Here is a 26,505-nt window from a genome sequence, read left to right as displayed (position 1 = left end):
TCATTCTGAGACTCCCTGTTTATTCCTAAATCTCCTCAAAATTCCATCAGATTTTCCGTAATCTTCGGCATTTTCTTCGCATACTCGCTAACATAAGATTGAGGAATGACGGCGTACATAGCGGCTGCTCGGACAAGTTCCGCTTTCCAAGTTTTTTCATTCGGTGCATGCGCTTGATTTTCGTGCCCCGGTCCAAAGCCAATACAAGGAATCCCATAACGTCCCATAATAGAAACACCATTTGTTGAAAAGGTCCACTTATCTAATTCAGGAGCTGCATGGAACAGCGCCTCGTAAGCTTTCATCAGTAGTGTGCATACGGGATGGTCTTCTTCAATCAACCAGGTTGGAAAATAGCATTCCGTCGGATAAACAAGCCCGGTATAAGCCGGACGTTCATAAGTATACAGACTCACTTCAGCCTTAGCCGCTTGGACGCTTGGCAGGTTTTTGATCTGCTTGATAGCAAATTCGCCTGTTTCTCCCGCCGTAAGCCTCCTGTCAATGGAAATCCAGCATCCATCCGCAACAGCGCATCGTGAGGGAGAAGTAAAGAATACTTCTGATACAGTAAGTGTCCCCTTGCCAAGAAAAGTATGCTCAGTCAGATTCTCATGCAGCGCACGGAGTTCCGTTAAAATAGGTGCCATTTTGTAAATGGCATTGTCGCCCCGCTCAGGCGCACTACCGTGACAACTGACACCCTTCGTCGCTACTTTAATCTCCATGCGACCGCGATGCCCGCGATAAATTTTGCCATCCGTCGGTTCCGTCAGCACAACAAATTCCGGCTTAATCTTATCTTCCTGAAGAATATACTGCCAACATAGCCCATCACAATCTTCTTCCTGCACGGAGCCGACAATAACGAGTGTATAGTCGTCTTCCAAACCCAGTTCTTTAATAATTTTTCCGGCATAAATCATGGAAGCCATACCGCCCTCTTGATCACTGGCACCACGCCCTCCAATCACAGCCTGATCCTCACACCCTTGATAAGGATCAAATCCCCAATTAGCGGGATTTCCAATACCTACTGTGTCAATATGAGCGTCCATGGCGATTACGTGTCTGCCATGTCCCAGATAACCCAGGATATTCCCCATCGGATCAATCTCAACTTTATCAAAACCCACTTTTTTCATTTCCCGTTTAATCCTTTGAATCACTTGTTGCTCGCCACAGCTTTCGCTGGGGATGGCAATCATATCCCGCAAAAATTGCGTCATATCCGTTTCATATTTTTGGGCAAGTTCAAAAACTCTTTGAAAATTATCTTTCAAGATACTATCCCCTTCCCGATTGAGCTTGTTTCAACAAACTCAATTCAAGCAATATAAACTATATGCTTTGCAATAATCATGCCAAGCTCGTTCTTATGACTCCCAGCGAAAAATCGTATGACTCTAAGCAAAAGTCAAGGAAAATATGATATTTCTGTCTTATTTTGATACATTCTCACTGTTCCTCGTTCGAAATACATACAGGTACAATCCGATGTTGGTTAACATCTACCAACCCTTTGTCAGTCAGTTTCAGCGACGGAATCACCGGAAGACTGAGAAAGGCTAAGGTCATGAAAGGATCATAACACTCTTTCACGCCCAAACTACGGGCGAGTTGTTGCAAAGCAGCTAACTCTTCTCTTACCGTGTAAATATTCCTGTCAGACATTAATCCTGCCAGTGGTAGCGGCAGAGTCCCCAATACTCGCCCTTCCCTGACAAGAGTAATGCCGCCCTGCACGCGATTGATTTCCTGTACAGCCGCAATCATATCTTCATCACTCGCCCCGACAACAACCAGATTGTGTGAATCATGTGCAATCGTAGTCGCAATGGCACCACTTCTTAAACCCAACCCTTTTAAGATGCCCACCCCAACATTGCCTGTCCTATTATGGCGTTCAAAAACAGCGATTTTTAATAAGTCTTCCGCCGCGTCAATCCGTAATTCGCCATCTGAAACAGGCATCTCCATTTCCAACGTCTCGGTAATCAATTCATAAGGTACCAGGCCGATGACTCTGGCCCAGGACGAAACAGCGTCAATACGCAGCTGCCCCTGTTCTACCCTGCCTAAATGTACCGTATCCCGAACCACTGTATCATCAATTTTGGGGACAGTCACGGTTGTCCGCCCCTCGCGTGCCACAATGTGGCCATCTTTTAATACCAGCTCAGGCTGCCAGACTGACAAATCAGGAAACGCCAAAATATCTGCATGGTAACCAGGGGCAATAGCTCCCACATCATCGAGATGAAAATAGCGGGCCGTATTAATTGTTGCCATTTGAAGAACTGTTGCTAAGTCTGTCCCTGCTTCACTAGCCAGTTTCACCATATAATTAATATGTCCGACAGTAATCAGATCTTCTGGATGACGGTCGTCTGTCGCAAAAAAACAGCGGCGCGCCGTATATCGATTAAGGATCGGTAGTAAATTCAGCAGATTTTTAGCTGCCGAACCTTCACGGAGCATGATAAACATCCCCTGGGCCAGTTTTTCCAATGCCTCCGCTGGTTTCATACACTCATGATCAGAACGGATACCCGCAGCAATATAGGCAGTCAAATCTTTGTCTGTCAGACCTGGCGAATGGCCGTCAATAATTTTGCCATCAGCCAAATAAATCTTTTCCAGCACTGTTGAATCTTGGGCCAGCACACCCGGATAATCCATCATTTCTCCTAACCCCAACACACGTGGATGATGAATAAACTCCTTAAGATGGGTTGCCGCTAAATTGGCACCGGCATTTTCCAATCGACTGGTTGGTACACAGGAAGGCAGCATGATATAAACATTGAGAGGCAAATATTCCGAAGCCGCCAGTATGTAACGTATCCCATCGACTCCCGCCACATTAGCAATTTCATGCGGATCAGCCATCACTGTCGTTGTTCCGCATGCCACGAGCGCCCTGGCAAATTCCGCCGGGCTGACTAATGAGCTTTCAATATGGACATGCCCATCAATAAAACCAGGTGTAATGTATTTTCCCGCCAAATCCAACTCTTCAATACCCGTATAATTGCCGACACCAGCGATCCAGCCTTTGACAATGGCCACATCTTGAGCTATAAATTCACCAGTAAACCCATTAAATACCTTGGCGTTTTTTAACACCAAGTCGGCAGGAAGCATCCCGCGGGCCACAGACACCAAATCATTGATTGGTTTCATCATAAACCACCCAGTATTTTAATATAGTTTTGCCAGGCAATATCGAAGCACTGCCTGGCAAAAAAAATTCAATTCCTATTTAATATAGCCGCATATAAAAGTTAACAAGAAAAGCTAAACTCACTACCCACATAACGATGCTAACATCCTTGTACCTTCCTGCCAAAACTTTAACGAAGGTATAGCTGACAAATCCAAAAGCAAATCCATTGGCAATACTGTAAGTAAGTGGCATCATGATAATTGTCAAAAAGGCCGGCACAGCTTCTGTTATATCATCAAATGATACATTACTAATTTCAGCCATCATCATCGCGCCAACAAGTATCAACGCGGGCGCAGTAGCAAACCCCGGCACCAAACCAATGAGCGGTGCAAAAATAAGCGACACAAGAAAGAGCACCGTAATAGTAATACCCGTAAGACCAGTTCTGCCGCCTTCAGCAATACCAGCGGCACTTTCGACGTAAGAAGTGACAGTCGAAGTGCCAAATATCGCACTCATTAACGTACCAATCGCATCAGTTGTCAAGGCACGATCCAGGTTCTCTATTTCCCCTTTGTCATCCATCAGTTTAGCTTTTCGAGTAAGTCCAATCAGTGTACCCATATTATCGAAGAGCTCAACAATAGTAAACGTAAAGACGATAGAAAAGATGCCGAATTCCCAGGCACCTCTAATATCCAATTCCATAAAAGTAGGCGTCATATTCGGTAAATGAAAACTCATAATATCGCCAATGCCTTGAGGCACCTGTACAACACCGGCTACCATCCCCATAAGCGTTGTAACCAGAATACCGATGAGGATAGCACCTTTTATCTCACGGGCAACCAATACAGCTGTAATAATAAGTCCGATACACGCCAAGAAAGGTGCTGGTGCAGCAAGATGCCCAACAGTAACAAAAGTAGCCTTATCTGCAACAACAATTCCCGCATTTTTTAAACCGATAAAGGCAATAAACAATCCGATTCCGACGCCAATGGAACTCTTCAAATTCATTGGTACGGCACGAATAATCGCTTGACGAATACCCCCTAGTGTCAAAATCAAGAAGAAAATACCGGAAAAAAATACGGCACCTAAAGCCACCTGCCACGATAAGTGCAAAACACCCACAACATAATAAGCGAAGAACGCGTTGAGCCCCATGCCTGGTGCCACTGCAATCGGAAAATTGGCCCAAATTGACATGAGAAATGTCGCCACAGCAGTTGCGCAAATAGTAGAGGCGATGGCGGCCTCTTTTGGAATACCAGCATCAGCCAAAATGTTAGGATTAACAAAAATAATGTAGGCTAACGCTACAAAAGTTGTCAGTCCCGCCAAAATTTCTGTTCTGACATCAGTATTCTTCGCTTTAAGATGGAACACGCGTTCTAGTATTCCCTCGTTAACTGACATATTTCACTCCCCTCTCCTATCCTCGTGTCAAAGACCTTCTCTTTAATCTCTTCAGCCTTTTTTTTGATCACCCTCCTCATACTTTTCAGGTATTTGTTGTGTAATAGGCAGCTAAAATTCTGGCCGATCAATTTTTTCACCCGCTACATATCTTGCAACAATATCTCGCTCATCACCAATATAAATAAATCTATTTAAACGTTCTTCCACAGAACGTTGATTTGAATCGGCTAAAGATCTTTCAGCAATAATTAATGCATCAAATTCATAGCCTTCTTCAAAGCTTCCCACTTTGCCAAAAAAACTTCCGCCACCTTTAGTAGCTAAATAAAACGCCTCAGGTATCGTAAGAAAGCGGTCTTCTTTTTTAGTATCTAACCATTTTAATTTAGAAACCTGAACAGCCATGGCCATCACTTTTGCTATTGATACCTCATGTCCGGCAGATACATCAGAACCTAGTCCAACAGCGATGCCTTGATTGATCATGCTTCTAATGGGCGCAATCCCACTTGATAGATTATTATTAGAATATGGACAGTGGGCTACATATATGCTGTTTTCTTCCATTAATTTTTGTTCCAACTCATCACTATGAACACAGTGCGCCATGATCGTCGGCTGTTGACCAAATAACTCAAATTTCTGATAAACACTCGCATAGTTACAACACTCAGGATGCAATTTTTTAACCAGCGCAATTTCATCCAGATTCTCGGATAAATGGGATTGGATAGGTACCTGATACTTTTTAGCCAAACGAGCAAGACCCATCATCAATTCCGGCGTACAGGAGGGTACAAACCTTGGCGTAATTATCGGCTTTACCCGTTCATACTTATCAAGCGTATTTTTAATAAAGGTTTCAGTATCATCAATAGATTGTTCCGTTGTTTCAATTAAAAATTCAGGAGAATTTCGATCCATGTTGACTTTACCAACACATCCACCAAGACCCGCCTGAGCAAGAAGTTCCATTAACTTCATGGTTGCCTCTGTATGGATAGTACCGAACAAGACTACACGCGTCGTGCCTTGCTGCCACAATTCTAAAACAACTTGTTTATAAACTTCTTCGGCATAAGAAACATCTTCAAACCGAGCCTCAGCAAAAAACGTGTATTTCTTCAACCAAGGAAGTAATTCCAAATCAAGACCAAGCCCTCGATTGACAAACTGTGGGGCATGGGAATGCAAATCAACAAACCCTGGGACAATTAAATGATCTCCATAATCCGTAATAGGCAATCCGTTATATTCGGACGGAAGCTCACCATAAGTTCCAATTACTTGCTTTTTTTTAACAACAATATAACTATTTTCTAGAACTTTAAACTGTCCCATGGTAGGGGTAAAAATAATATTTCCTTTCATGATCATGATGTTATCAGACATATCACTATCCATCCTTTCCGTGCTTGATAACCTCAAGCGGCAGAATCTATCTATTTCATCCAGCAATGAAGCCACCCTAGCTGCAATATCAAGCGGGCAAAAAAGCAAGTAATACTTACGCTCTTAGCTAAGCACTCGCAACTGTTCCTGTGTCAAAATGAGATAATTGTACCATTCCGAGCAACATTCAGAAAAGCTGCCGTAACACGGCCAGCAATCATAGGGCTGTTGTAAATAACTTTGGCTCCTTCAGGAAAGTTCTGATAAAGATTCGGCAGGCCCAAAGTATGGATCTCAGTACCCAACCGGATATACCGTATAGTATAAGCAAAACTCATGCCAGAACCGACAGAATTTTAACAAAGCTTTTTAACTTTTTGGCATGAATTTTGCTGTATTTATATAGAAAAAAACAGGAGTGATCCCGATGCCAACGATTGGCAAAAGCGTCGCCCGCATTGACGGTGTCCAAAAAGTAACTGGAAAAGCGCAATATGTAGACGATCTCTTTGTCCATGATATGTTATACGCCAAAATTTTTCGCAGCACCATCGCAAACGGACGAGTCAAAAGCATCCATACGGACAAAGCAACAGCACTGTCAGGCGTGGTAAAAATAATTACCTTTGAAGATATCCCCGCGTTCACCTTTCCGACGGCTGGACACCCTTATAGCATGGACCCTGCTCACCAGGATGTAGCCGATCGCCATCTTCTTACTGGACACGTACGCTTTTGGGGAGACGAAATCGCGGCCGTCGTGGCTGAGGATGAATTAACAGCTGAAAAAGCCTTGCGTCTGATCGAAGTGGAATATGAAGAATATCCGCCAATCCTGACACCTGATGATGCGTTAAAAAAAGACGCCGCGAAGATCCATTCGAGCAGAAAAGATAACATTATCAAAGAAACAAGCTACCATTTCGGTGATTTAGAACAAGCTTTCGCCGCATCGGACTACACACTAGACGCAAATTATTCAACAAGTGTCGTTCAACACTGCGCCATGGAAAACCACAGCGCTTTTGCTTATATGGACCCAGATGGGCGCATTGTCATTTATTCGTCAACCCAAATTCCCCACATTTGCCGCCGCATCGTCGGTCAGGCCCTAGGCATACCCTGGGGCAGAATTCGAGTCGTCAAGCCCTGGGTCGGTGGTGGATTTGGCAGCAAACAGGATGTTGTCGTAGAACCGCTCGCCGCTTTCCTCAGTACCAAAGTCAACGGACGTCCCGTTAAGCTAGAATTGACCCGAGAAGAAACATTCATCGCCACCCGTACCCGCCATTCCACCCAGTATCAGCTCAAGTCGGGCGTAAAAAAAGATGGTACGCTGACAGCCTGCCAAGGCAATATTATTTCTATCAATGGTGCTTACGCCTCACACGGCCATGCCATCGCCGCGAAAGCATCAGGCACCATCCGGGTGCAGTATAAGCATCAGGCCGTGGCCTGCAATGCCACCACAATCTATACCAACATGCCCACAGCAGGCGCGATGCGAGGCTATGGCATTCCGCAGGTCATATTCGCTCTCGAATGCCATATGGAAGACCTGGCCCGTGCAATCGGCGCCGACCCCATCGATTTTCGCATGAAAAACTTTCATGATCCTGGCTTCGTCGATCCCTTATCAGGCATGAAATATCATACTTGCGGCATGAATGAATGCGTGGCTAAAGGTCGTGACCTCCTTGACTGGGATAAAAAGAAAGTCTTGTATCGCAACCAAGCAGGTACCAAGCGACGCGGCGTCGGCATGGCCTGCTTCCATTATGGCACAGCTACCTGGCCGATTAGCTTGGAACTGGCTGGTGCCCGCATCGTCCTCAACCAAGATGGTTCCGTACAGCTCCAGATCGGTGCAACGGAAATTGGGCAGGGCAGTGATACCGTTTTAGCGCAGATGGCAGCCGACACTATCGGCATCCCGATCGACTGGGTGCATGTCATCTCCAACCAAGATACGGATATCAGCCCGTTCGACACTGGCTCTTACGCCTCACGGCAAACCTATGTTTCCGGTGCAGCCGTCAAAAAGGCAGCGGAAGAAATCCATAATAAAATATTAGGCCGCTGCCAGTTAATGACGGGTCTGCCCCCCGCTTCCCTTACCATTGCTGACGGTTGGATCCTCTATCGAAAGGACAGCACCAAACTGAAGTCTGTCGCGGATGTCGCCTTAGACAGCTATTACAACCTCACAGCGGCGTCTCCCATAACGGCAGATGTTTCTTATCAGACCAAAACGAATGCCTTCGCTTACGGTTGTACCTTTGCCGAAGTAGAAGTGGATATTCCTACAGGCAAAGTAGCAGTACGGACTATCTACAACATCCACGACTCAGGCAAAATTATTAATCCACAACTGGCGACAGGCCAAGTATGCGGTGGTGTCAGCATGGGGTTAGGCTATGCCCTCTATGAACAACTCCTGTTTGACTCCAAAACAGGTAAACCACTCAACAACAACCTGCTGGACTACAAACTCATGACTGTAGCCGATACGCCGGATATCGGTGTGGCCTTCGTGGAAACAGACGATCCAACAGCGCCGTTTGGCAATAAAGCCCTTGGCGAACCTCCTGCTATCTCTCAGGCACCTGCCATTCGCAACGCCATTCTTGACGCGACAGGCGTGGCAATTAACCAAGTGCCCATGACGCCGCAAGTTCTGTTTGAAAATTTCAAAGCAGCAGGACTGCTAGATAAAGGAGGATGTCCTCGTGTTTGATATCACAAGCTATGAAGAAGCAAACTCAGTACAGCATGCCATCGACCTGCTTGCTGCCAATCCCCAAGCCCAACTGATCGCCGGTGGCACAGATGTCATCATCCGCCTCCGTGAAGGGAAAGTCTCAGACGCCAATCTCATCAGCATTCATGATCTAGACGAACTAAAAGGCGTCAGTATCAAAACAGACGGAACCATTGTCATCAAACCCGTCACCACCTTCACATCGCTCGCTGAACACCCCATCATTAAGCAGCATCTTCCCTTTTTAGGTGAAGCTGTCAGTACAGTGGGAGGCCCGCAAACCCGTCACGTCGGAACAATCGGCGGCAACGTTTGTAACGGCGCCACCTCTGCTGACAGCGCATCCACTCTGTTTGCTCTTAACGCTCGACTCTGCATCACCGGGCCTAGCGGTATTCGTACCAGCACCATCCAGGATTTCTACAAAGGCCCAGGCAAGGTCGCGCTGACGCACGGCGAAATTTTAACAGCCATTTTAATCTCACCGAAAGATTACCTCGGTTTCAGCGGGCATTATATCAAGTACACCCTGCGTAACGCCATGGATATTGCCATGCTGGGTTGCTCCGTCACTGTAAAACTTGGCATAGACCACAGCGTAGCAGATTTTCGTCTGGCCTTTGGCGTAGCGGCACCTACCCCCATGCGCTGCTTGCGAACAGAAGCGGCAGTCAAGGGACACCACTTCAGTGAAGACCTTGTGGAAAGGGTCGGCGAGTTGGCCGTTAGCGAGGTGAACCCCCGAACGTCCTGGCGGGCATCCAAGGAATATCGGCTGCAACTAGTAGGAGAGCTAAGCAAACGAGCCTTCCGAAAAGCCATGAGCAAAACAGGAGGAAAAGGGGTATGAAAACAAAAAAAATCCAATTTAGTCTCAATGACAAAAATGTCAGCGTAGAAGTCGATGTTCGCGAATCATTGCTTGATGTGTTGCGCCAAAAGTTTCACCTAACAGGAACGAAAAAAGGCTGCGGCGTCGGCGAATGCGGCGCCTGTACCGTAATCATGAACGGTGAAACCGTAGACACCTGCATCTTTTTAGCTACCTGGGCCGACGGCAAAGTCATTCACACCATTGAAGGCCAAACAATCGACGGTCAGTTATCCGCCGTCCAGCAGGCCATGCTTGACGAAGGTGCTGTACAATGCGGATTTTGCACTCCCGGCTTTGTCATGTCTATTACATCCATGCTTGAAAGCGGCAAAGAATACACCCGGGAAGAAATCAAAAAAGAACTTTCTGGCAACATGTGCCGCTGCACCGGCTACCAGAACATCGTAAAAGCGGCGGAAAAGGTCCTGCAATCAGGGATTCTTCCCTAGTCTATCCATCTTACTCCATAGACGCTGCGCCGCCCGCCGGGCATTCTCGTAAATAGGTTTTACGTCAAAGGGAAACTTACGGTCTTCCAGTACGACCTTGCCATTGACAATCACTGTCTTGACGGTATTCGATCCCATACCGAAAGCCATGTGTCCGCCAATATTAGCGGACACAAGCGGTGTTGGAGGCTGATAATCAAGAATGGTAAGATCCGCTTTATACCCCTTGCTCACTTTGCCGAATTGAGCATCAAAATAGCGTTCCAAAATATCATTACCATTATCGAGGAATTTCAAGTAACTATCTGGCCAAAGCGGGCCTTTGCTATCCTTATGCCTGAAATAAGCAAACTTCAGCTCTTCGAACATATCACTGCCCATTCCATCCGTTCCCAGGGCGAAGTTTTTGTATTTGACAATCTTCTTGTTGTAACCAACACCATTATTCATATTGGAGCGGGCATTATGCACCAAATAAGCATCATGAGCATTGACTATTTCGATGTCCTGATCAGAAAGATACACGCCATGACCAAACAGGGATTTATCTGTGACAAGCCCATATTCGTCCAGACGAGCCATAATATCTTTGCCGTAAATATGGTGGGAATATGAAACGTCATACTTATCCTCAGCAACATGGATGTGCACGCCTCGACCTGTCTCTTGCACCGCTTCGCTCAGCAACTGAAGGGCGCTTTCCGGCATTGTTAGCGGTGCGTGTCCGCCAAGCATGGCTTCCACCAAATACCCCTCTTTGTCAGATCGTTTGTCACTTTCACACTGCCTGGCAAAAGCAACATTCTCCTCCACGCATTTTTCCACTTCCGTCAACCCGCCATTCCTGTCAGTCGTCTCATAACAAGTAATCCCTCTGAGCCCGACCTCTTCAAAAGCCTTTTTCAACACTTTCAGCGAGCCCGTGATAAAGTTAGGCGAAGCATGATGATCGATAACCGCCGTGGTGCCGCTACGGATGGCTTCCAACGAGCAGACCATGGCACTGTAATAAAGAATTTCTTCATCAATGGCCCGATCCAGCTGCCACCAGAGGTTCTGCAACACAGAAATAAAATCAGGGCTGGGTCTGATATTGGTCAGGATGCCTCGTGACAAGCCGGAGTAAAAATGATTATGACTACAGACGAGCCCGGGTATGACGAACGCACCGTCGAGATCAAACACCTTGTCTGCTCGGTAATTCCCAGCGATACCCACGCCGACAGCAACAATCTTCGTACCTTCAATAATGATGTCCTGATTCGGTTTCACGTCTGCAGGCTGGAATTCGACGACTGTTGCATTTTTTAAAATTATCATTACTCTTCCCCCCTATTTTTCAACAGCCCCAAAGAGAGATTTACGTTCAACATAAATTTTATTAAAGAGCCGCCCCAGCTTGCCTAGAGCACCGCTCCCACCAATAGCAAAGCTGCCTCCCTGACGTTCAAAGGACTGTACCTTGCCTTCACAGCGAATCAATAACGTATCGCTTTCAACAAAAAATCCCGGATTGTTGCTGCTCAAGAAATCGTCACGCCGACTGAAGAGGGTCGTCTTATCCAGGTAAGGCTTGCCATCCCAGGGGCAAAAAGTAGCGCAATTTGCGCACTCATTACAATAGGCGTCAAGATGAACAATTTGAAAACGGTTGACAAAATCGCCGTCATCAGCCATATCCACAGCAATATTCGCCCGATTGGGACAAACTTCAACACACTTATTGCAAACAACATTGCATTCCAGGCAGCGCCGGAATTCGCTACTGCCCACCTCCAAATTCAGTTCATCAGAACCTTCTGCAGGCGCTTTCGACTGTCTAATCAGGCCGATTTTTTTGTCGGAAATTTCCTGCACTTGTCTGTCGTCAGCCTTGAGCGGCCTTACTTCTTGCCTCTGCCACTTAGCAGTTACTTTCCGACAAATGTCGTCAGCCGCCTGGCGCGCATCGGCGATAGACTGGACGATGGACGAAGGCCCAGTACGAACATCTCCAATAAGATAGATTCCCTTTGTTTCTGCCATGCCCAGACGCTTTAGCAGCGTCTGATCGACTCCCTCACCAATGGCCACAATGAGTGTATCCACAGCCATGACTTCTACGGCGTCAGTGGGCTCTGGTTTGGGGCGGCCACTGGCATCCATCTCGCCTAGCCGCATAACCCGGCAGATTAGCTTGCCGGCAGCTGTTATTTTTTCAGGATTTAAGAGAAAACGGAAGGTAACATTATCTGCTAATGCCTGGGCATACTCTTCACGGTACGCCGGCATTTCCTTTTCCGTACGGCGATAAATAATACAAGCGCTCTCGACGCCAGCAATTTTCAGTGCCGTCCGGGCGGTATCCATGGCCGTATTTCCCGCACCAACGACAACAACGTGCCTCCCTAAATCGAGACTTGCGGAATTCTGATGATAGGCTTCAAGAAAAGTGAGAGCAGAAAGGATCTTTGCTTTGCTTTCATTCTTGATATCAAAAGGCTTTTCCGCACTGGCTCCTACTGCCACAACGACATAACGAAAACCTTGTTCTGCCTGCAAAATTTTCGGTGTAAGCATCGGATCGGCCTTAAATACAAATTTCACACCATGCTTTTTGATAAAGTTCACGTCACTGTCAATGGCTTCGTCACTAATGCGAAATCGAGGAATGATATGTCTGACAGTGCCGCCCGCAGCAGCCCGCGAATCAAACACAGTTACAGCAAACCCTTCTCGCGCCAAGAAATAAGCGATTGCTAGTCCTGCAGGCCCAGCCCCCATAACTGCAACTTTTACACCATTAACGCTTGCCACACCGCCCCATTCTTTCAGGTAATCTTCAAACCCCATCTTGACGGCAATCCGCTTCACTTCCCGAATCAGAACACAGCCTTCATAATCCATTCGCGTACAATGATACTGACAAACATGATTACAAATGTGGGCAGTAATCGAAGGCAGAGCATTTTTTTCATAGATAAGCGCCAGCGCTTCCACGTACCTTTTCTTACCTACCAGACGGATATATTCCGGAATATCCTGGTGAATCGGGCAGGCTGTTTTACACGGCGCCTCGGCACAATCGAACTGCGGCAACACACCCGTTATAGACACGGGATCATTGCCCCGATAGTCTTTGTGAGAAAAATCTGCTTCGAGCGCTTGACTCGCCAGCTCTTTCACCATTTCAACATCAATGTCACTTTTTTCCCAGCCTTCTGCCGCTTCCAGTTTGGCGGCAATGGAAGACATCCGGTTATAGCCGCCGGGTTTGAGAATTTCTGTAGCGAGCGTAATGGGTCGGATACCTGTCGCAAAAACCGCAGCCACATTGTGCTCACTAATGCCGCCAGAAAAAGAAATAGGCAGTGTGCCAGTAAATTCCCGACAGATTTTGGCAGCCAACTGAATAGACAGAGGAAACAAAGCTCGTCCGGACAAATACATGGCACAGCCAGGCAACTTCTGTTTAAAATTAACCGTCCCCAGCGTATTGGTCAATTTCACACCGAAAAAGCGCTCATTCTCTGTCGCCAGTTTTTGCAAGCGATGCAGCATGGGAATGGCATCACCGTACTCTAAATCATGATCAAATGATGTCTGATCCAATTCCACGTAATCAAAACCAAGACTATTGAGTATTTTCCGTACAACAGAAAATGAAAGCAATGTAGGATTGAGTTTGACATAAGTCGCCAATTTTTTTTCAGTAAGCAAATAGGAGCAGATTTTTTCAATTTCTGCTGGCGGACAGCCATGCATTGTTGACAACGTTACAGAGCTACAAATCTTACCTGAAATTCGCTGCGGCAGATCGGTAAGTGCTGTCCGCCTTGCCTCCAGGCCTGTGCCACGCAAAAAAATTCCATCCGCCAAAAGTGCCTTGAGATCCTCTAGACAAGTCCTAAAAAACGGTTGCTTCGTTGCATCCATCAACCCATTCATATAGCTGTCCATGCGCGGAGATTGAATTCCCGCCAGATCATACCCCACGCTCATATTAAAGATAAACGAACGATCTTTGCCGTTACGAAGAGCAAACATCTCTTCAAGAAGATGCAGAATAATCCAGGCCTTCACATATTCCTCATAAGCTTTTTCCACGGTAAATTCACTGGACCACTCCGTATTAAAACACTCATCTGTTGCGTCAATACATGGTTTATCCACGGGCGGCTCTTGCTCCTGCACCGTTTTCAATTCAATAAACCGGCTGCCAGCCAGATAAGAAGTAATAATGTTTTGCGCCAATTGGGTATGGGGACCTGCCGCCGGCCCAATGGGTGTTTCACTCCACTCCCCGGCAAGGACTACCTTCTTGCTGCCTTTTTTGCGAAAAAATCCGCTTTCCCCGAGGGAAAAAATTGATCTTTCTCTGGCATATTCCTCAAAAATACGTCGGATTAATTCCGTAAACGGAATAGGTCGCATCTTATCTCCCATGGTTTTCCCCTCCCAAAATACGTATGTTACCTATTTTTTTCGGCTGTAAGGAGTACCCTCCAGCGGTAATTTCCACCGCACTTTGCCGTCACGCCGCAGATAAGCGCCAGCAATGGCTGGAGCAATCGGAATGCTCGTAATTTCCCCTACGCCTTTGGCGCCATAAGCCAGTTCACTACGATTTTTCTCTACAATGATCGTCTCGATATCAGGAACGGCACTGACACGAAGCAGTCCCAGCGTACCAAACTTCACCTTCGGCACACCGTCTTGCAATAAAAAATTCTCCGTCAGCGCATAACCCATGCCCATAACCACGCCGCCTTCAATCTGCCCTTCCACACCATTCGGGTTAATGGCCTTTCCCACATCATGAGCCGCCACCACCTTTGTAACTTTGCCCAGTTCATCAAGAAGAACGACATGACTGGCGTAACCGTAAGCGACATGGCTGACTGGATTCGGCTTATCCGACCCCATCGGATCGGTTACACCAAGGTACTCACCATCAAATTCACTGCCTGTCAGCGCTGATAAAGGAGCAGAGGCCAACGCCGCTTTTAGTTTCAAGCCAGCTTGCCTGACGGCTTCGCCAGTAAATACGGTTTGACGTGATGCCGTCGTCGTACCCGAGTCAGGCGTAACGAAGGTATCGGGCGTAACAGCTGTCACCAGGGAAGCAGCGAGCCCCGTTGTTTCACATAAAATCTGCGTCATTGTCGTAACAAGCCCCTGGCCAATACAAGCCGCACCAGTCAGCATAACAACCTTTCCGCCCTCAATCTTGAGCTTAACGCGGCCAATATCAGGCAGACCAACGCCAATACCAGCATTTTTCATGGCGCAGGCCAATCCAGCGCCGGGATGGGCGTCAAAAACATCACGCACAGCAAGCAGCGTTTCCTTAAACGCCGTTCCAGCGTCGGCAATCTGGCCATTTGGCAGCACCTTTCCCGGCTCAATAGCATTGCGGAACCGGATTTCCCAGGGAGAAAGCCCGGTTTTTTCCGCTAGTATGTTCATATTACTTTCCATAGCAAAGCACGATTGTGTAACACCGAAACCGCGAAAAGCACCGGCAGGTGGATTGTTCGTATATACACCGATTCCGACGATATCAACATTGGGAATTTGATACGGTCCGGCAGCATGTGTACACGCCCGCTGCAAAACCGGCCCCCCTAAAGAAGCATAAGCGCCAGTATCCGCAATCAATTCGGCTTTCATGGCCGTAATTATCCCATTTTCATCACAAGCCGTTGTAAAATCCATCTCCATGGCGTGCCGCTTAGGATGAACATAAATGCTCTCCTGACGACTGAGCGTAAGTTTGACTGCTTTCTTGATGCGCCAGGCCAGCAGTGCCGCATGATGTTGCGCAATCAAGTCCTCTTTGCCGCCAAATCCACCCCCAACCATTTTACTAATCACACGAACCTTATCATCTGCTACTCCAAGCAAAGACACAATACCGCGATGATCATCATAAATATTTTGCGTCCCTGTATACACCGTTAACGTGCCATCGCGGTTAGGAACAGCCAATGCGCTTTCCGGTTCTAAAAAAGCATGCTCTGTCGCAGGTGTTGTATAATGCTGGGTCACAACATAGCGGGAAGCCGCAATGGCTTGGTCGGCAGCGCCGCGTTTGAGCACTGTCTTCGCCAGCACATTGCCTTTGGGATGAAGCTTCGGAGCATCCGGGGCCAGTGCCGACTGCGGTGAAATGAGCGGCGGCAATACTTCATACTCGACTTGAATAAGCTTTACTGCAGCTTGGGCTACTTCTTTAGACAGAGCCGCAACAGCTGCCAAAGCATCGCCGATATAGCGGGTACATTCACCTTCAGCAATAAAGGCCGGCCAATCGGGGATAATATGACCTTGATAACGGCAACCGGGAATATCAGCGGCAGTGATGACAGCCGCTACACCAGACAAAGCTTGAGCCGCTGCCGTATCAATATGCTTAATGAGCGCACGGGCACTTGGCGATCGCAAGACAGCGGCATGAAGCATGCCTTCAACGTACATGTCGTCAACATACTCAGCCGTTCCCAATACTTTTGCTCTGGCATCTACCCGCGGCATCCTGTCACCGACTTTAATCTGCCGCATACCTGTCTCAGGCAATTCAATTTTTTCCTTTAGCGCCTTAGCTGCTAACAATACGGCTTGTTCGATTTTAACATAACCGGTACATCGACAAATATTGCCCTTGAGAGCCTGCTTAACCTCGCTGCGCGTTGGATGCGGGTTTTTATCGATAAGTCCTTTGGCACTCATAACCATACCAGGAATGCAAAAGCCGCACTGCACGGCCCCGGCAGCGGCAAAGGCCCAGCTATAAATTTCCTTTTCCAAATCAGACAGCCCTTCCACAGTCAAAACGTGTTTTCCCTCCAACCGATCAGCCGTCAAAATACAAGCTTTCGTCGGCTTGCCGTCTACCAAAACCATGCACGCACCACATGCCCCTTCACCGCAACCGTTTTTCACCGAAGTAATCCAGGCAGTATCGCGCAAATATTCTAATAAGTTTTTTTCCCCGCTGACCGTCACAAAGTTGCCATTTAAGTTGAACGTAGACATGACTCGCCACCTCTACTACTGAACAACAGCTTGTTATTCTTCACAATTTCTCGCAAAGATGATTATGCTTGAATATGGGTACCCGTTTCACCGGCAATAGCCCGCTCAAGCGATTGGGGATTCGTAATAATGGCCTTTTTACCACCCTGTTCTAAAAACTGAATGACAGACTGAATCTTTGGCAGCATACTGCCAGGAGCAAAATGATTTTCTGTAGCATACTGTTTCATTTGCTGCAAATCCACAACATCCAGTGCCTGAGCACTCGGTTGACCAAAATTAAGATATACTTTTTCCACGCCTGTAGAAATAATAAGAATATCGGCTGCTAGTTCCGAGGCTAACAGACTCGAGGCAAAATCTTTATCAATCACCGCATCGATGCCCCGCAAATCACCGTCAGCGTTACGAACCACGGGAATCCCGCCACCACCTACACCGATCACACAATAGCCGCTGCGCATCAATTCAAAAATCACTTGTTTTTCGATAATTTCTTTGGGCTGTGGTGAAGCCACTACCCGACGATACCCCTGCCCTGAATGATAAACCATGGCCCACTCCGGATGTTCTTGCTGAATAAAGGCCGATTGCTCTAAAGTATAAAAGGAACCAATGGGTTTACTAGGATGCTTAAATGCCGAGTCTGATTCATCAACGACTACCTGAGTTACGACAGTTACGGCGGTTTTCGCAATATTTCGCCGCTTGAATTCATTATCTAAAGCCTGTTGAATTTGATAGCCAATCGCGCCTTGCGTATCAGCTCCGCAATTCACTAAAGGTACACTATGCATTTTCGCTACTTCCCGAGCAATTTCGGCGCGCTGCATAATAAACCCAACTTGCGGCCCATTACCATGCGTAACGATAACATCATAGCCTTGAGCGACCATGCCAGCAATATGCCGAGCCGTCTCACAGACAGCTTGATATTGATCCTCTACTCGCTGCCGGCTCGGATCCATAATCAATGAATTTCCTCCTATTGCAATGACAACCAATTTTTGCATCTTTTTTCCACCCACCCCAACGTTCACACTGTCTCAGCAGTGTAGCGCCTATTTTCATTGAAGCATAGAAACACCTCTCTAATTCAATTTATTGCAATAATCATGCCAATTAAAAAGTAAGTAAATTGTTTGCCCCTATTAGCTAACCTTCTTATTATCGTTCTCCACCGTCATCTCATTTTGATATTCCGGTATGCATAACGATACAAATCATTAGTCAAATTTCTTTATCTCAACGACATGATATTCCCTGATTTTCCGATACAAAGTCGCCCGGCTGATACCAAGCAATTTAGCTGCTTCATCTTTATGCCCCATTTCTGAAGCGATGGCAAGTGCCTTCGTAATGGCCTCACGTTCTAAATCCACTATTTTCAGCGACTGTATTTTATTATGTAATGGCATTGGATTGCCAATTCTTCGTGGTAACATATCTAAAGTAACCACGTCACCGACAGCCATAGTTGATACATACTCAATTACGTTACCAAGTTCCCTAACATTCCCTGGCCAAGTATATTTTTTCAAACAATCATAAACATCCGGTGTCATGGACAAAACCGCTTTACCAAGTAAACGGCAATAATGGTTGAGAAAAGACTGTGCTAATAAGGGAATATCGTCTTTACGCTCACAGAGCGGCGGAATCATCAAGGGAATAACATGAAGCCGATAATAAAGATCCTCGCGAAATTCCCCTGTCACAACTAGTTTCTCTAAATTCTGGTGAGTAGCCGCAATCACTCTCACATCAATGGGAATCAGACGTGAACCTCCAACGCGTTCCACACAACGTTCCTGCAATACGCGCAGCAACTTCACTTGCAGATGCAAAGGCATGTCGCCAATTTCATCTAAAAAAATTGTCCCCTTGTGTGCCAATTCAAATTTTCCCAACTTCCCGCCCCGCTGTGCCCCAGTAAAAGCGCCTTCTTCATAACCAAATAACTCGCTTTCCAATAGGTTTTCCGGAATAGCACCACAATTAATGGCAATAAATGCGTAATTTTTGCGGTTACTGCTCTGATGAATGGCTCGTGCAAACAATTCCTTGCCTGTACCGCTGGCTCCCTCAATAATCAGCGTAGCATTGCTTGGTGCCACCCGCTGCGCGACCTCTTTCAGCTCCCTCATCTTCGAACTTTCCCCAATAATTTGGGGGAATTCCGTAGCAATTCCACTTACTGTCGCTTCCTTGACAAGCTTCTGCACCTGCTGAAAATCTTTCAGCATAATCACGGCGCCTTCCAAATTTCCCATGGTTTTAATTGCGACAGCATCGCAAAATAGTTGACTATGCCCTTTTTTCGGACTAATTTGTCCGGAGAAACAGCCATTTTTTAGAATTCCCTTCCAAATACGTTGACATTCGATGATATGATCCAGATGGAAAGGTATTTTCTCTGAAATATTGAGCATTTTTAAGGCTGATTTATTCATGTTATTTACGAGCTGTTCTTCATTTACCACCAAAATGCCATCATGCAACAAATTGAGTATCGTCATTAATTCATTCATCACAACTTCTTGTTGTCGTTTTTGATAATTCTCCACAATTTTCCCGGCAACTAGCTCAGCCATCTTGCCAAGAAATCGAAGCAGCGAATCGGTCTGGCTCATCAGACGCCGCCCTTGTTCAGCGTCGAAACAGATTAAACCAATAATGCCAATAATCTGTTCGTCCACTTTTATCGGCATGGCTACTTCCGCTTTTTCCGAGCAATTCTGGTAATACCGACAAGGCTTACAAAGCGGATGAAATCCCGGATGATCAATTATCATGGCCTCACCTGATGTGAGGACATGATGATAAACAAAACCTTCATCCATCCTCTGCCCGCATTTGTCGGCGCACTGTCCTGTGCCTGCCACTCTCACTAGTTTTTCATCAGCAATTTCGACTTCAATTTTTAACACTTCAGCAATAGCTTCAGCTGTCTGTTGAACAGTGGCCTGAATATTATGTAAATCATACATTGTGATCCTCCTATACTTGTCAGACCTAACATCAATTATGTTTTTTAGAAATGACTTCGGATCATATTTTTTTCCTTTTATTTACTGTTATAGTTCAAGTCTGAACAGCCTATCCCTGCTATAAAACAAAAAAATTCAGAATGAGATTATATTGCTTGTGATGAAACACACAAGCATCAAATAATCTCATTCTGATGATTAATAAGAAATTTTTTTCCTATCAAATGAAGACATTTGTATCATTTTAATACGTGTTTTTATGATAAGACTGCGACCGCTTCAATTTCGACAAGTACATCTTTAGGTAATCTAGCAACTTCTACGCAAGCCCGCGCAGGTGCATCTTTCATAAAATACTGACCATAAATCGCGTTAATTTTTCCAAAATCATTCATATCCTTAATAAAAACAGTTGTCTTGATCACATTTTCCGCCGTAAGTCCTTGGTTATTTAAAATAGCCATGAGATTTTCTAACGACTGTTTAGTCTGTTCTTTTACGCCACCTGCTACAACCTCACCTGTCGCTGGAACAACGGGGATCTGTCCCGAAACGAATAAAAATCCCCCTGCTTTTACTGCCTGTGAATAAGGTCCAATTGCAGATGGTGCCTTATCAGTATTTACGATTGCTTTCAACTAAAACGCCTCCTTATTTATAAGAAAATTCACCCTGCCAAACAATGTTGCGATATTGAGCCGGATCGGTATCGCCCTCCGTACTAAATAACAGCACGCGCGAATTTTCATCCAAATGTAATTGCTGCTTCACTGCTAATAATTGCTCATCCTGCATAAGAAGAGCAAACAATCCGAGTGTAACAGCACCTGATTCGCCGGAAATAATCGGCGAATCATTTCCAAGGGGATTGCCCAACATCCGCATTCCTAGCGCAGCCACAATATCCGGACAGGAAATAAACATGTCACTATAGTCCCGTAATACTTCCCAACTAATTGTGTTAGGCTCACCACAGGCTAACCCCGCCATAATTGTATTCAACTCGCCTGTTACAAAATGAGGCTTTCCATCGCCCGCTTGTACGGATTGGAACAAACAGTTGGCTTGATTCGATTCTACAATCACCACCCTTGGACAAGCCTCTTTTAAAACAGAAGCAAAATAGCCTTGGACAGCTCCCGCGAGTGAACCGACTCCGGCCTGAATAAAAATATGCGTAGGCGGCTCTCCCTTGCTAATGAGCATCTGTTCGAGTGCTTCAGCAGCCATGGTGCCGTAGCCCTGCATAATCCAGGTCGGAATATCCTCATAGCCTTCCCAGGCTGTATCCTGAATCATTACCCAACCATGCCTTTTGGCATCTTCAGCTACTAAGCGTACAACTTCATCATAATTAACATCTGTAATCGACGCTTTAGCACCTTCCGACTGGATATTCTCCAACCGACTTTTCGCTGACCCCTTGGGCATATAAATCACTGATTTCTGCTGTAGCTTGTTTGCTGTCCAAGCAACGCCCCGCCCATGGTTCCCATCTGTCGCCGTTGTAAAAGTAATATCACCTAACATACGGTGAACTTCAGGCGAGGTCAAAACTGAAAAAGGAAGCTCACCGATATCCTTGTTAAGCAAACTAGCCAAATAGCACCCTATCGCATAGGACCCACCGAGTACTTTAAATGCATTCAGACCAAACCGATAAGATTCATCTTTGACACATACCTTGGCAACGCCCAAATATTTAGCCAAATTGTCCAGGCTTCTTAATGGTGTTTCTTTATAGCCAGGCAAACTTTTATGAAAATTTCGCGCTTTATCGATTGCTGACTTACTGAGAAATTCGATGGAGGATTGTCCCTGTTTCAAAGGATTCAAACTCCACTTAACCTGAGTCGTCATCATTTAGCTCCTCTCAACATCCTGATTATCACAATAAAATATATAGCAATAATCATGCCAAAAAAATGTCAAGTGGAGTAAAACAACTATTTTTCTTTGCGAGCCGCATCACTTAAGGGCGGAACAATTTGTTTTTTACGTGATAAAACATTCGGCAGATAAATAACGCCTTCTTCACCCTTCTCACCAAAAGCATCTTCGATTAAAGAAATCGGATGTCCCTCAAATAGCAAATGCGTACATTCATTTAGAATATCCGTATCCATGAGCAACACCATATCATAGCCATCACGTAAGCACATCTGCCGCATTTCAGCCTGAATACCGGCTCTCATCGCCAAGATACTTTCACCATCAAGAACAGAGATTTGACCGATAGCCAAACGGTAGTCGCCTAATTGGAATTCCTTCAAATCATTACGCAAAATATCTGTTGCCGACATGCTGCCAATATCAGAACCCGCTTTGAGCAAAGCCATGCCATGGGCTTCAATATCAAGATTCGCTATTTCTGCCAATTGCTTGGCTACTGTCTTATCCCGCTCAGTACAAGTAGGTGACTTAAATAGTACCGTATCTGATAGAATGGCTGATAGCAATAATCCAGCAATCTCTTGCGGAATGGTAATCTGATTTTGCCAATACAAACCAGCGATAATAGTTGCTGTGCAGCCAACAGGCTCAAAGTGAACGGAAATAGGACTATTTGTTTCCATCCCTCCTAAACGATGGTGATCAACAACTTCAATAATATCGGCCTCTTCAATGCCTTCAACAGCCTGACTCACTTCATTATGATCAACTAAAATTATTTTTTCCCGTTCCGGCATAATAAAGCTGTCTCTGTCAATAACGCCAATAAAACGGTCATTTTCAACAATAGGATAATTGCGAAAGCGTGTCTCAGCAATGGTTTTCTTAATATCCATCGCAAGCTGACTCGGTTTAAATGTAACAACCTCCTTTTGCATGACAATACTTACAGGTACAGATTGGTTAATCAATCGCCCGCAAATATAAGTATCATAAGGGGCTGTAATAATAATAACACCCGCTTTTGCCGCAGCCTCACAGACTCTTTCTTGAACCTTGGCCCCCACTGTCACAATTAAACAAGCGACACCTAATTTAATACAAGCCAATTGAACATTTAATCTGTCACCAACAAGCACAATGTCACCAGCAGAAATTGTATTTAACATGGTATCGACCTTGGCAGCCGCAATCTTGACACGACCGGTAATTTTACGGCCTACAATATCGCCTTGCACAAGTGTACCATCAAGAACTTTAATAATAGACGCATACTCTACATTGCTCTCAGCAAGATCTGGCATACCCAGTTCATCAAAATAACGCCGGGCTAAATCACTAACTGATACAATACCGCATAAATGCTGTTTATCATCTACAACAGGAATGGACTTGGTATGATGACTGGCCAAGAGACGGCCCAATTCCTTCAACGTCTGATTAGCATGAATCGTTAATTGCGCAGGTTTCATAATATCTTTTACCTGGGGATATAAATAATTAACAATCATAGGTGCCGGAACTTTCAACGTATCAAGGATATATTTTGTTTCATTGTTTATTTTGCCTGCCCGTGCAGCAATGGCTGAAATGCCAAGGGACTGCTTTAAATGCGCATAGGCAATAGCAGAACAAATAGAGTCTGTATCTGGATTACGATGTCCAATAACATAAATAGGTTTATTCATGAATGATTCCCCTTACTGAAAGTTTAAAATGTAATGTTATTATAAAAAGATCGTCTGTCTCACAGTGAATTTTGACCATGCAATTTGGCCTCAATAGCCTGGCCTGTCGGCGTTTTAGCCAAACCAGCCTCTGATGTTTCACGCAAACTTTTCGGCAGCAGACAGCCAATTTCATAAGAGGCTGTAATCACTTCATCAGGCGGAATCACACTTTCAATACCAGAAAGAGCCATCTCGGCTGCCACAAGAGCATGAACAGCACCAAAAGCATTTCGCTTCACACAAGGCACTTCAACTAAACCAGCTACAGGATCGCAAACAAGACCCAATAGATTTTTAAATGCCAAAGCCAATGCTTGTCCCGCCTGCCTTGGCGTTCCCCCAGCCATTTCTACCACAGCAGCGGCAGCCATGGCTGCCGCTGAACCACATTCAGCCTGGCACCCACCGAGAGCACCGGCAAGAGACGCATGTTCATTGATCACAAGGCCCACGCCTGCTGCCGTGAAAAGGCCAGCCACAAGTTGCTCGCGTGTACAGCTTAAAGCCTCGCCTGCCGCAAGAATCGCACCTGGCAAAATACCGCAAGATCCCGCTGTTGGACTAGCCACAATCCGGCCCATAGCTGCATTCACTTCACTGACAGCTAAAGCATAACACATGGCCTTTTGCGCGGTAGGACCTAAAATACCACTGCCTTTCATATAATCACCAAAGCGGGCTGCATTACCGCCAACCATACCGCTGACTGATTTTTCCCGACTGTTTTTCCCTTTTTGAACGGCTTCCATCATGACTGTCAGGCAGCCATCCATTCCCTGCCACACTTGTTCTTTATTCATTTGTTGTTTTTGCACTTCATAGTCGACCATCATATCAGCCACAGATTTTTGTTGCTGCTCAGCCACTGCAATAAGATCAGAAAATGTAGAAAAAGAATTCATCCCTGTGTCACCTCCTAAATTGGGGATACTAACATAGCCACCTTCACCTTGGGCAAATGAGCAACAAGTTCATAGGCATGGTGGGATATGGGCTCATCAGCTTCTAAAATCAACAAAGCCTCGGCCCCGCGTTCTTGGCGCGAAACACGCATAAAAGCAACATTCACAGCCTCTTGCGCAAGAATATGGGTAACAAGCGCCACAATACCGGGCTTATCTTCATGAATCGTAATAAGCGTTGCATACTCACCAGTAAGCTCTACATCATAACCATTAATTTTTGTAATAAGGACACTGCCGCCACCAATGGAAGAACCCATCACCTGGGCTTTTCTACCTGACTGTCCTACCATCTCAATACAAGCTGTATTCGGATGAACATCGCCAAGATCTGCTTTGACAAATTCAATTGCCAGTCCCGCTTGGGCAGCTAAAGTCAAAGCCTCAGGTATCCGCTCATCATCAGCAGAAAATCCAAGCAAGCCTGCTACAATAGCCTTATCAGTACCATGGCCAAGATAAGTTTGCGCAAACGATCCATGCAATTTGACTGTGGCTTGTGTTGGAGCTTCACCTAAAATGGCCCGCGCCAGTTTGCCGATGCGGGCCGCGCCTGCCGTATGAGAACTAGAGGGACCAATCATAATGGGACCAATAATATCAAAAACGCTTTTCATCGTCCTTCCCCTTTCTTATTTGCTCTATTGTAAACCAATTATCCTTTATACTATGCGTCATTACTGTACAAGCTGCGAAACAAAGACAAGTCGAATGCCATTTGATTCAATTTCAGGAATCATTTCACGCAAAGCCATGGCCGTACTCAATCTAGCATGGCCAATAATCACAGCATGACCCTTTTTCGTCGCAATACCCATGGCCTGACGCAATTGACCTTTTATGTAATCCACATTCGACTGATTATCAATAAACAAGTCATTGGCAATCGTCCGGACCCCCAGTTGCCTGGCCATATCATAAGCAACAGACTGACTGCTTGTGCGACTGTCCACAAAAAACAATTGCTTGGCTTTTACTATGGACAGTACAGACTTCATAATACGTTTATCACTTGTTGCCCGTGATCCCTGATGATTATTCACACCGATCAGACCCGGTATGGCTCCTATATCTTGACGAACAAGCTCTCCGGCTTCACGATCAGACATACTGACCGTGACTGTCTGCGCCTCAGATTGCTGTTTACTATCTTGTGGTTCCATTGGCAGATGCAACATAACCTGATGTCCGGAGCTTACACCGCGTGAAGCGGCCTGCAAAGTATAGGGACGATTGGGAAGCACAGAAAAGGTTAAAGGCCTGTCAATACTCACAAAAGCGTTGATTGGCTCACTGTTATAGCCAAAATCATCAATAATAATCGCCAGCTCGCCCTTACCGCCAGGTACAGCCCCGGCCTTCCCTTCTGCAAAGAGATAAAGCCTGTCTGTCACAACTGAAACAGGTTCCCCGTCAAGCACATCGCGACATCCCACATCAAGCCGCATAACAGGCTTTCCCTGATAGGAATCAGGCTGACTGGCTAAGATTTCGCCACCTACTTTTTTCAGGGCTTGGTTCAAGAGCTGACTCAAGCCATCAAACGTAACATCACCAGAAAGCCGAGTGGATTCACTCCGGTAATGCCAAACAATCTTACCTTCCACTGTCGTTCTTGGCTGTTCCTTCGGCCCTGCTTCTCCCTGCTGGAGGACTAAATGATTTTCCGCCAAAGTTTGATCAAGGACTTGATGAATTTTCTGTGAAGTATCCGTAAAATCAACAACCACGCCAGCACCTGTTTTTTGCAGCTGATAATGAGAGTTTTGTGAAGCGTCCTGATGCCAAATACTATAGCCAACAGCCAAACTCAGCAGCAAAAAAATTCCACCTATCCATA

General features: G+C 45.8%; 19 protein-coding genes. 3 read left to right on the top strand and 16 right to left on the bottom strand.

Annotated features, from left to right (window positions below):
- Positions 1 to 35 precede the first annotated feature (35 nt).
- The 5 genes from Ga0466249_RS18365 to Ga0466249_RS18345 all read right to left on the bottom strand — a co-directional run bounded on the left by Ga0466249_RS18365 (position 36) and on the right by Ga0466249_RS18345 (position 6,327).
- Positions 36 to 1,283: a YgeY family selenium metabolism-linked hydrolase gene (locus Ga0466249_RS18365; RefSeq protein WP_215830935.1), complete on the bottom strand. Its 1,248-nt coding sequence runs from the start codon at positions 1,281 to 1,283 to the stop codon at positions 36 to 38.
- Between the two features lie 175 nt (positions 1,284 to 1,458).
- A complete protein-coding gene (gene ade, locus Ga0466249_RS18360) occupies positions 1,459 to 3,189 on the bottom strand; it encodes an adenine deaminase (RefSeq protein WP_246588858.1) in 1,731 nt (576 codons plus the stop codon).
- Positions 3,190 to 3,265: 76 nt separating this feature from the next.
- Positions 3,266 to 4,594: an NCS2 family permease gene (locus tag Ga0466249_RS18355; RefSeq protein ID WP_215830934.1), complete on the bottom strand. Its 1,329-nt coding sequence runs from the start codon at positions 4,592 to 4,594 to the stop codon at positions 3,266 to 3,268.
- Positions 4,595 to 4,705: 111 nt separating this feature from the next.
- Positions 4,706 to 5,989, bottom strand: coding sequence for an amidohydrolase family protein (locus Ga0466249_RS18350; protein WP_246588857.1), 1,284 nt, complete (start codon positions 5,987 to 5,989; stop codon positions 4,706 to 4,708).
- Between the two features lie 152 nt (positions 5,990 to 6,141).
- Positions 6,142 to 6,327 carry a hypothetical protein gene (locus Ga0466249_RS18345; RefSeq protein WP_215830933.1) on the bottom strand — a complete coding sequence of 62 codons (186 nt, stop codon included), beginning with the start codon at positions 6,325 to 6,327 and terminating at the stop codon, positions 6,142 to 6,144.
- Positions 6,328 to 6,416: 89 nt separating this feature from the next.
- Here Ga0466249_RS18345 and xdhA point away from each other — a divergent pair, with 89 nt between their 5' ends.
- Genes xdhA through xdhC form a run of 3 tightly spaced genes read left to right on the top strand, consistent with a single transcriptional unit; the run spans position 6,417 to position 10,073 of the window.
- Positions 6,417 to 8,726, top strand: coding sequence for a xanthine dehydrogenase subunit XdhA (xdhA, locus tag Ga0466249_RS18340; protein WP_215830932.1), 2,310 nt, complete (start codon positions 6,417 to 6,419; stop codon positions 8,724 to 8,726).
- Positions 8,719 to 9,600: a xanthine dehydrogenase subunit XdhB gene (gene xdhB, locus Ga0466249_RS18335; protein ID WP_215830931.1), complete on the top strand. Its 882-nt coding sequence runs from the start codon at positions 8,719 to 8,721 to the stop codon at positions 9,598 to 9,600. The genes xdhA and xdhB overlap by 8 nt, the downstream gene beginning before the upstream one ends.
- A complete protein-coding gene (gene xdhC / locus Ga0466249_RS18330; RefSeq protein WP_215830930.1) occupies positions 9,597 to 10,073 on the top strand; it encodes a xanthine dehydrogenase subunit XdhC in 477 nt (158 codons plus the stop codon). Before xdhB ends, xdhC begins: the two co-directional genes overlap by 4 nt.
- On the opposite strand, the gene ssnA is transcribed toward xdhC, so the two are convergent.
- The 11 genes from ssnA to Ga0466249_RS18275 form a co-directional block, all read right to left on the bottom strand.
- Positions 10,056 to 11,393 carry a putative aminohydrolase SsnA gene (ssnA, locus tag Ga0466249_RS18325; RefSeq protein WP_215830929.1) on the bottom strand — a complete coding sequence of 446 codons (1,338 nt, stop codon included), beginning with the start codon at positions 11,391 to 11,393 and terminating at the stop codon, positions 10,056 to 10,058. The two genes, xdhC and ssnA, sit on opposite strands and share 18 nt — an antisense overlap.
- Positions 11,394 to 11,405: 12 nt before the next feature.
- Entirely contained in the window at positions 11,406 to 14,498 is a 3,093-nt protein-coding gene (ygfK, locus tag Ga0466249_RS18320; protein WP_215830928.1) for a putative selenate reductase subunit YgfK, read from the bottom strand.
- Between the two features lie 30 nt (positions 14,499 to 14,528).
- Positions 14,529 to 17,090, bottom strand: a complete 2,562-nt coding sequence (gene xdh, locus Ga0466249_RS18315; protein ID WP_215830927.1) for a selenium-dependent xanthine dehydrogenase — start codon at positions 17,088 to 17,090, stop codon at positions 14,529 to 14,531.
- Between the two features lie 62 nt (positions 17,091 to 17,152).
- Positions 17,153 to 18,103 carry a carbamate kinase gene (locus Ga0466249_RS18310; RefSeq protein WP_215830926.1) on the bottom strand — a complete coding sequence of 317 codons (951 nt, stop codon included), beginning with the start codon at positions 18,101 to 18,103 and terminating at the stop codon, positions 17,153 to 17,155.
- Between the two features lie 213 nt (positions 18,104 to 18,316).
- Positions 18,317 to 20,080 carry a sigma-54-dependent Fis family transcriptional regulator gene (locus Ga0466249_RS18305; protein WP_215830925.1) on the bottom strand — a complete coding sequence of 588 codons (1,764 nt, stop codon included), beginning with the start codon at positions 20,078 to 20,080 and terminating at the stop codon, positions 18,317 to 18,319.
- A gap of 257 nt (positions 20,081 to 20,337) precedes the next feature.
- Positions 20,338 to 20,718: a RidA family protein gene (locus Ga0466249_RS18300; protein WP_215830924.1), complete on the bottom strand. Its 381-nt coding sequence runs from the start codon at positions 20,716 to 20,718 to the stop codon at positions 20,338 to 20,340.
- A gap of 13 nt (positions 20,719 to 20,731) precedes the next feature.
- Entirely contained in the window at positions 20,732 to 21,940 is a 1,209-nt protein-coding gene (gene dpaL, locus Ga0466249_RS18295; protein ID WP_215830973.1) for a diaminopropionate ammonia-lyase, read from the bottom strand.
- Between the two features lie 86 nt (positions 21,941 to 22,026).
- Positions 22,027 to 23,661 carry a putative manganese-dependent inorganic diphosphatase gene (locus Ga0466249_RS18290; protein ID WP_215830923.1) on the bottom strand — a complete coding sequence of 545 codons (1,635 nt, stop codon included), beginning with the start codon at positions 23,659 to 23,661 and terminating at the stop codon, positions 22,027 to 22,029.
- A gap of 59 nt (positions 23,662 to 23,720) precedes the next feature.
- Positions 23,721 to 24,605, bottom strand: coding sequence for an L-serine ammonia-lyase, iron-sulfur-dependent, subunit alpha (sdaAA, locus tag Ga0466249_RS18285; RefSeq protein WP_215830922.1), 885 nt, complete (start codon positions 24,603 to 24,605; stop codon positions 23,721 to 23,723).
- A gap of 14 nt (positions 24,606 to 24,619) precedes the next feature.
- The gene (gene sdaAB, locus Ga0466249_RS18280) at positions 24,620 to 25,282 is read right to left on the bottom strand and encodes an L-serine ammonia-lyase, iron-sulfur-dependent subunit beta (RefSeq protein WP_215830921.1); all 663 of its coding nucleotides are present in this window, start codon (positions 25,280 to 25,282) and stop codon (positions 24,620 to 24,622) included.
- A 60-nt stretch (positions 25,283 to 25,342) separates the two neighbouring features.
- Positions 25,343 to 26,485, bottom strand: coding sequence for a divergent polysaccharide deacetylase family protein (locus Ga0466249_RS18275; RefSeq protein WP_215830920.1), 1,143 nt, complete (start codon positions 26,483 to 26,485; stop codon positions 25,343 to 25,345).
- Positions 26,486 to 26,505: the final 20 nt, after the last annotated feature.

Origin of the sequence: Pelorhabdus rhamnosifermentans (assembly GCF_018835585.1) — a bacterium.
Taxonomy (GTDB): Bacteria; Bacillota; Negativicutes; order UMGS1260; family UMGS1260; genus Pelorhabdus; species Pelorhabdus rhamnosifermentans.
Note: the sequence above shows the minus strand (reverse complement) of the source record. Positions and strands in the feature narration are given on the sequence as shown.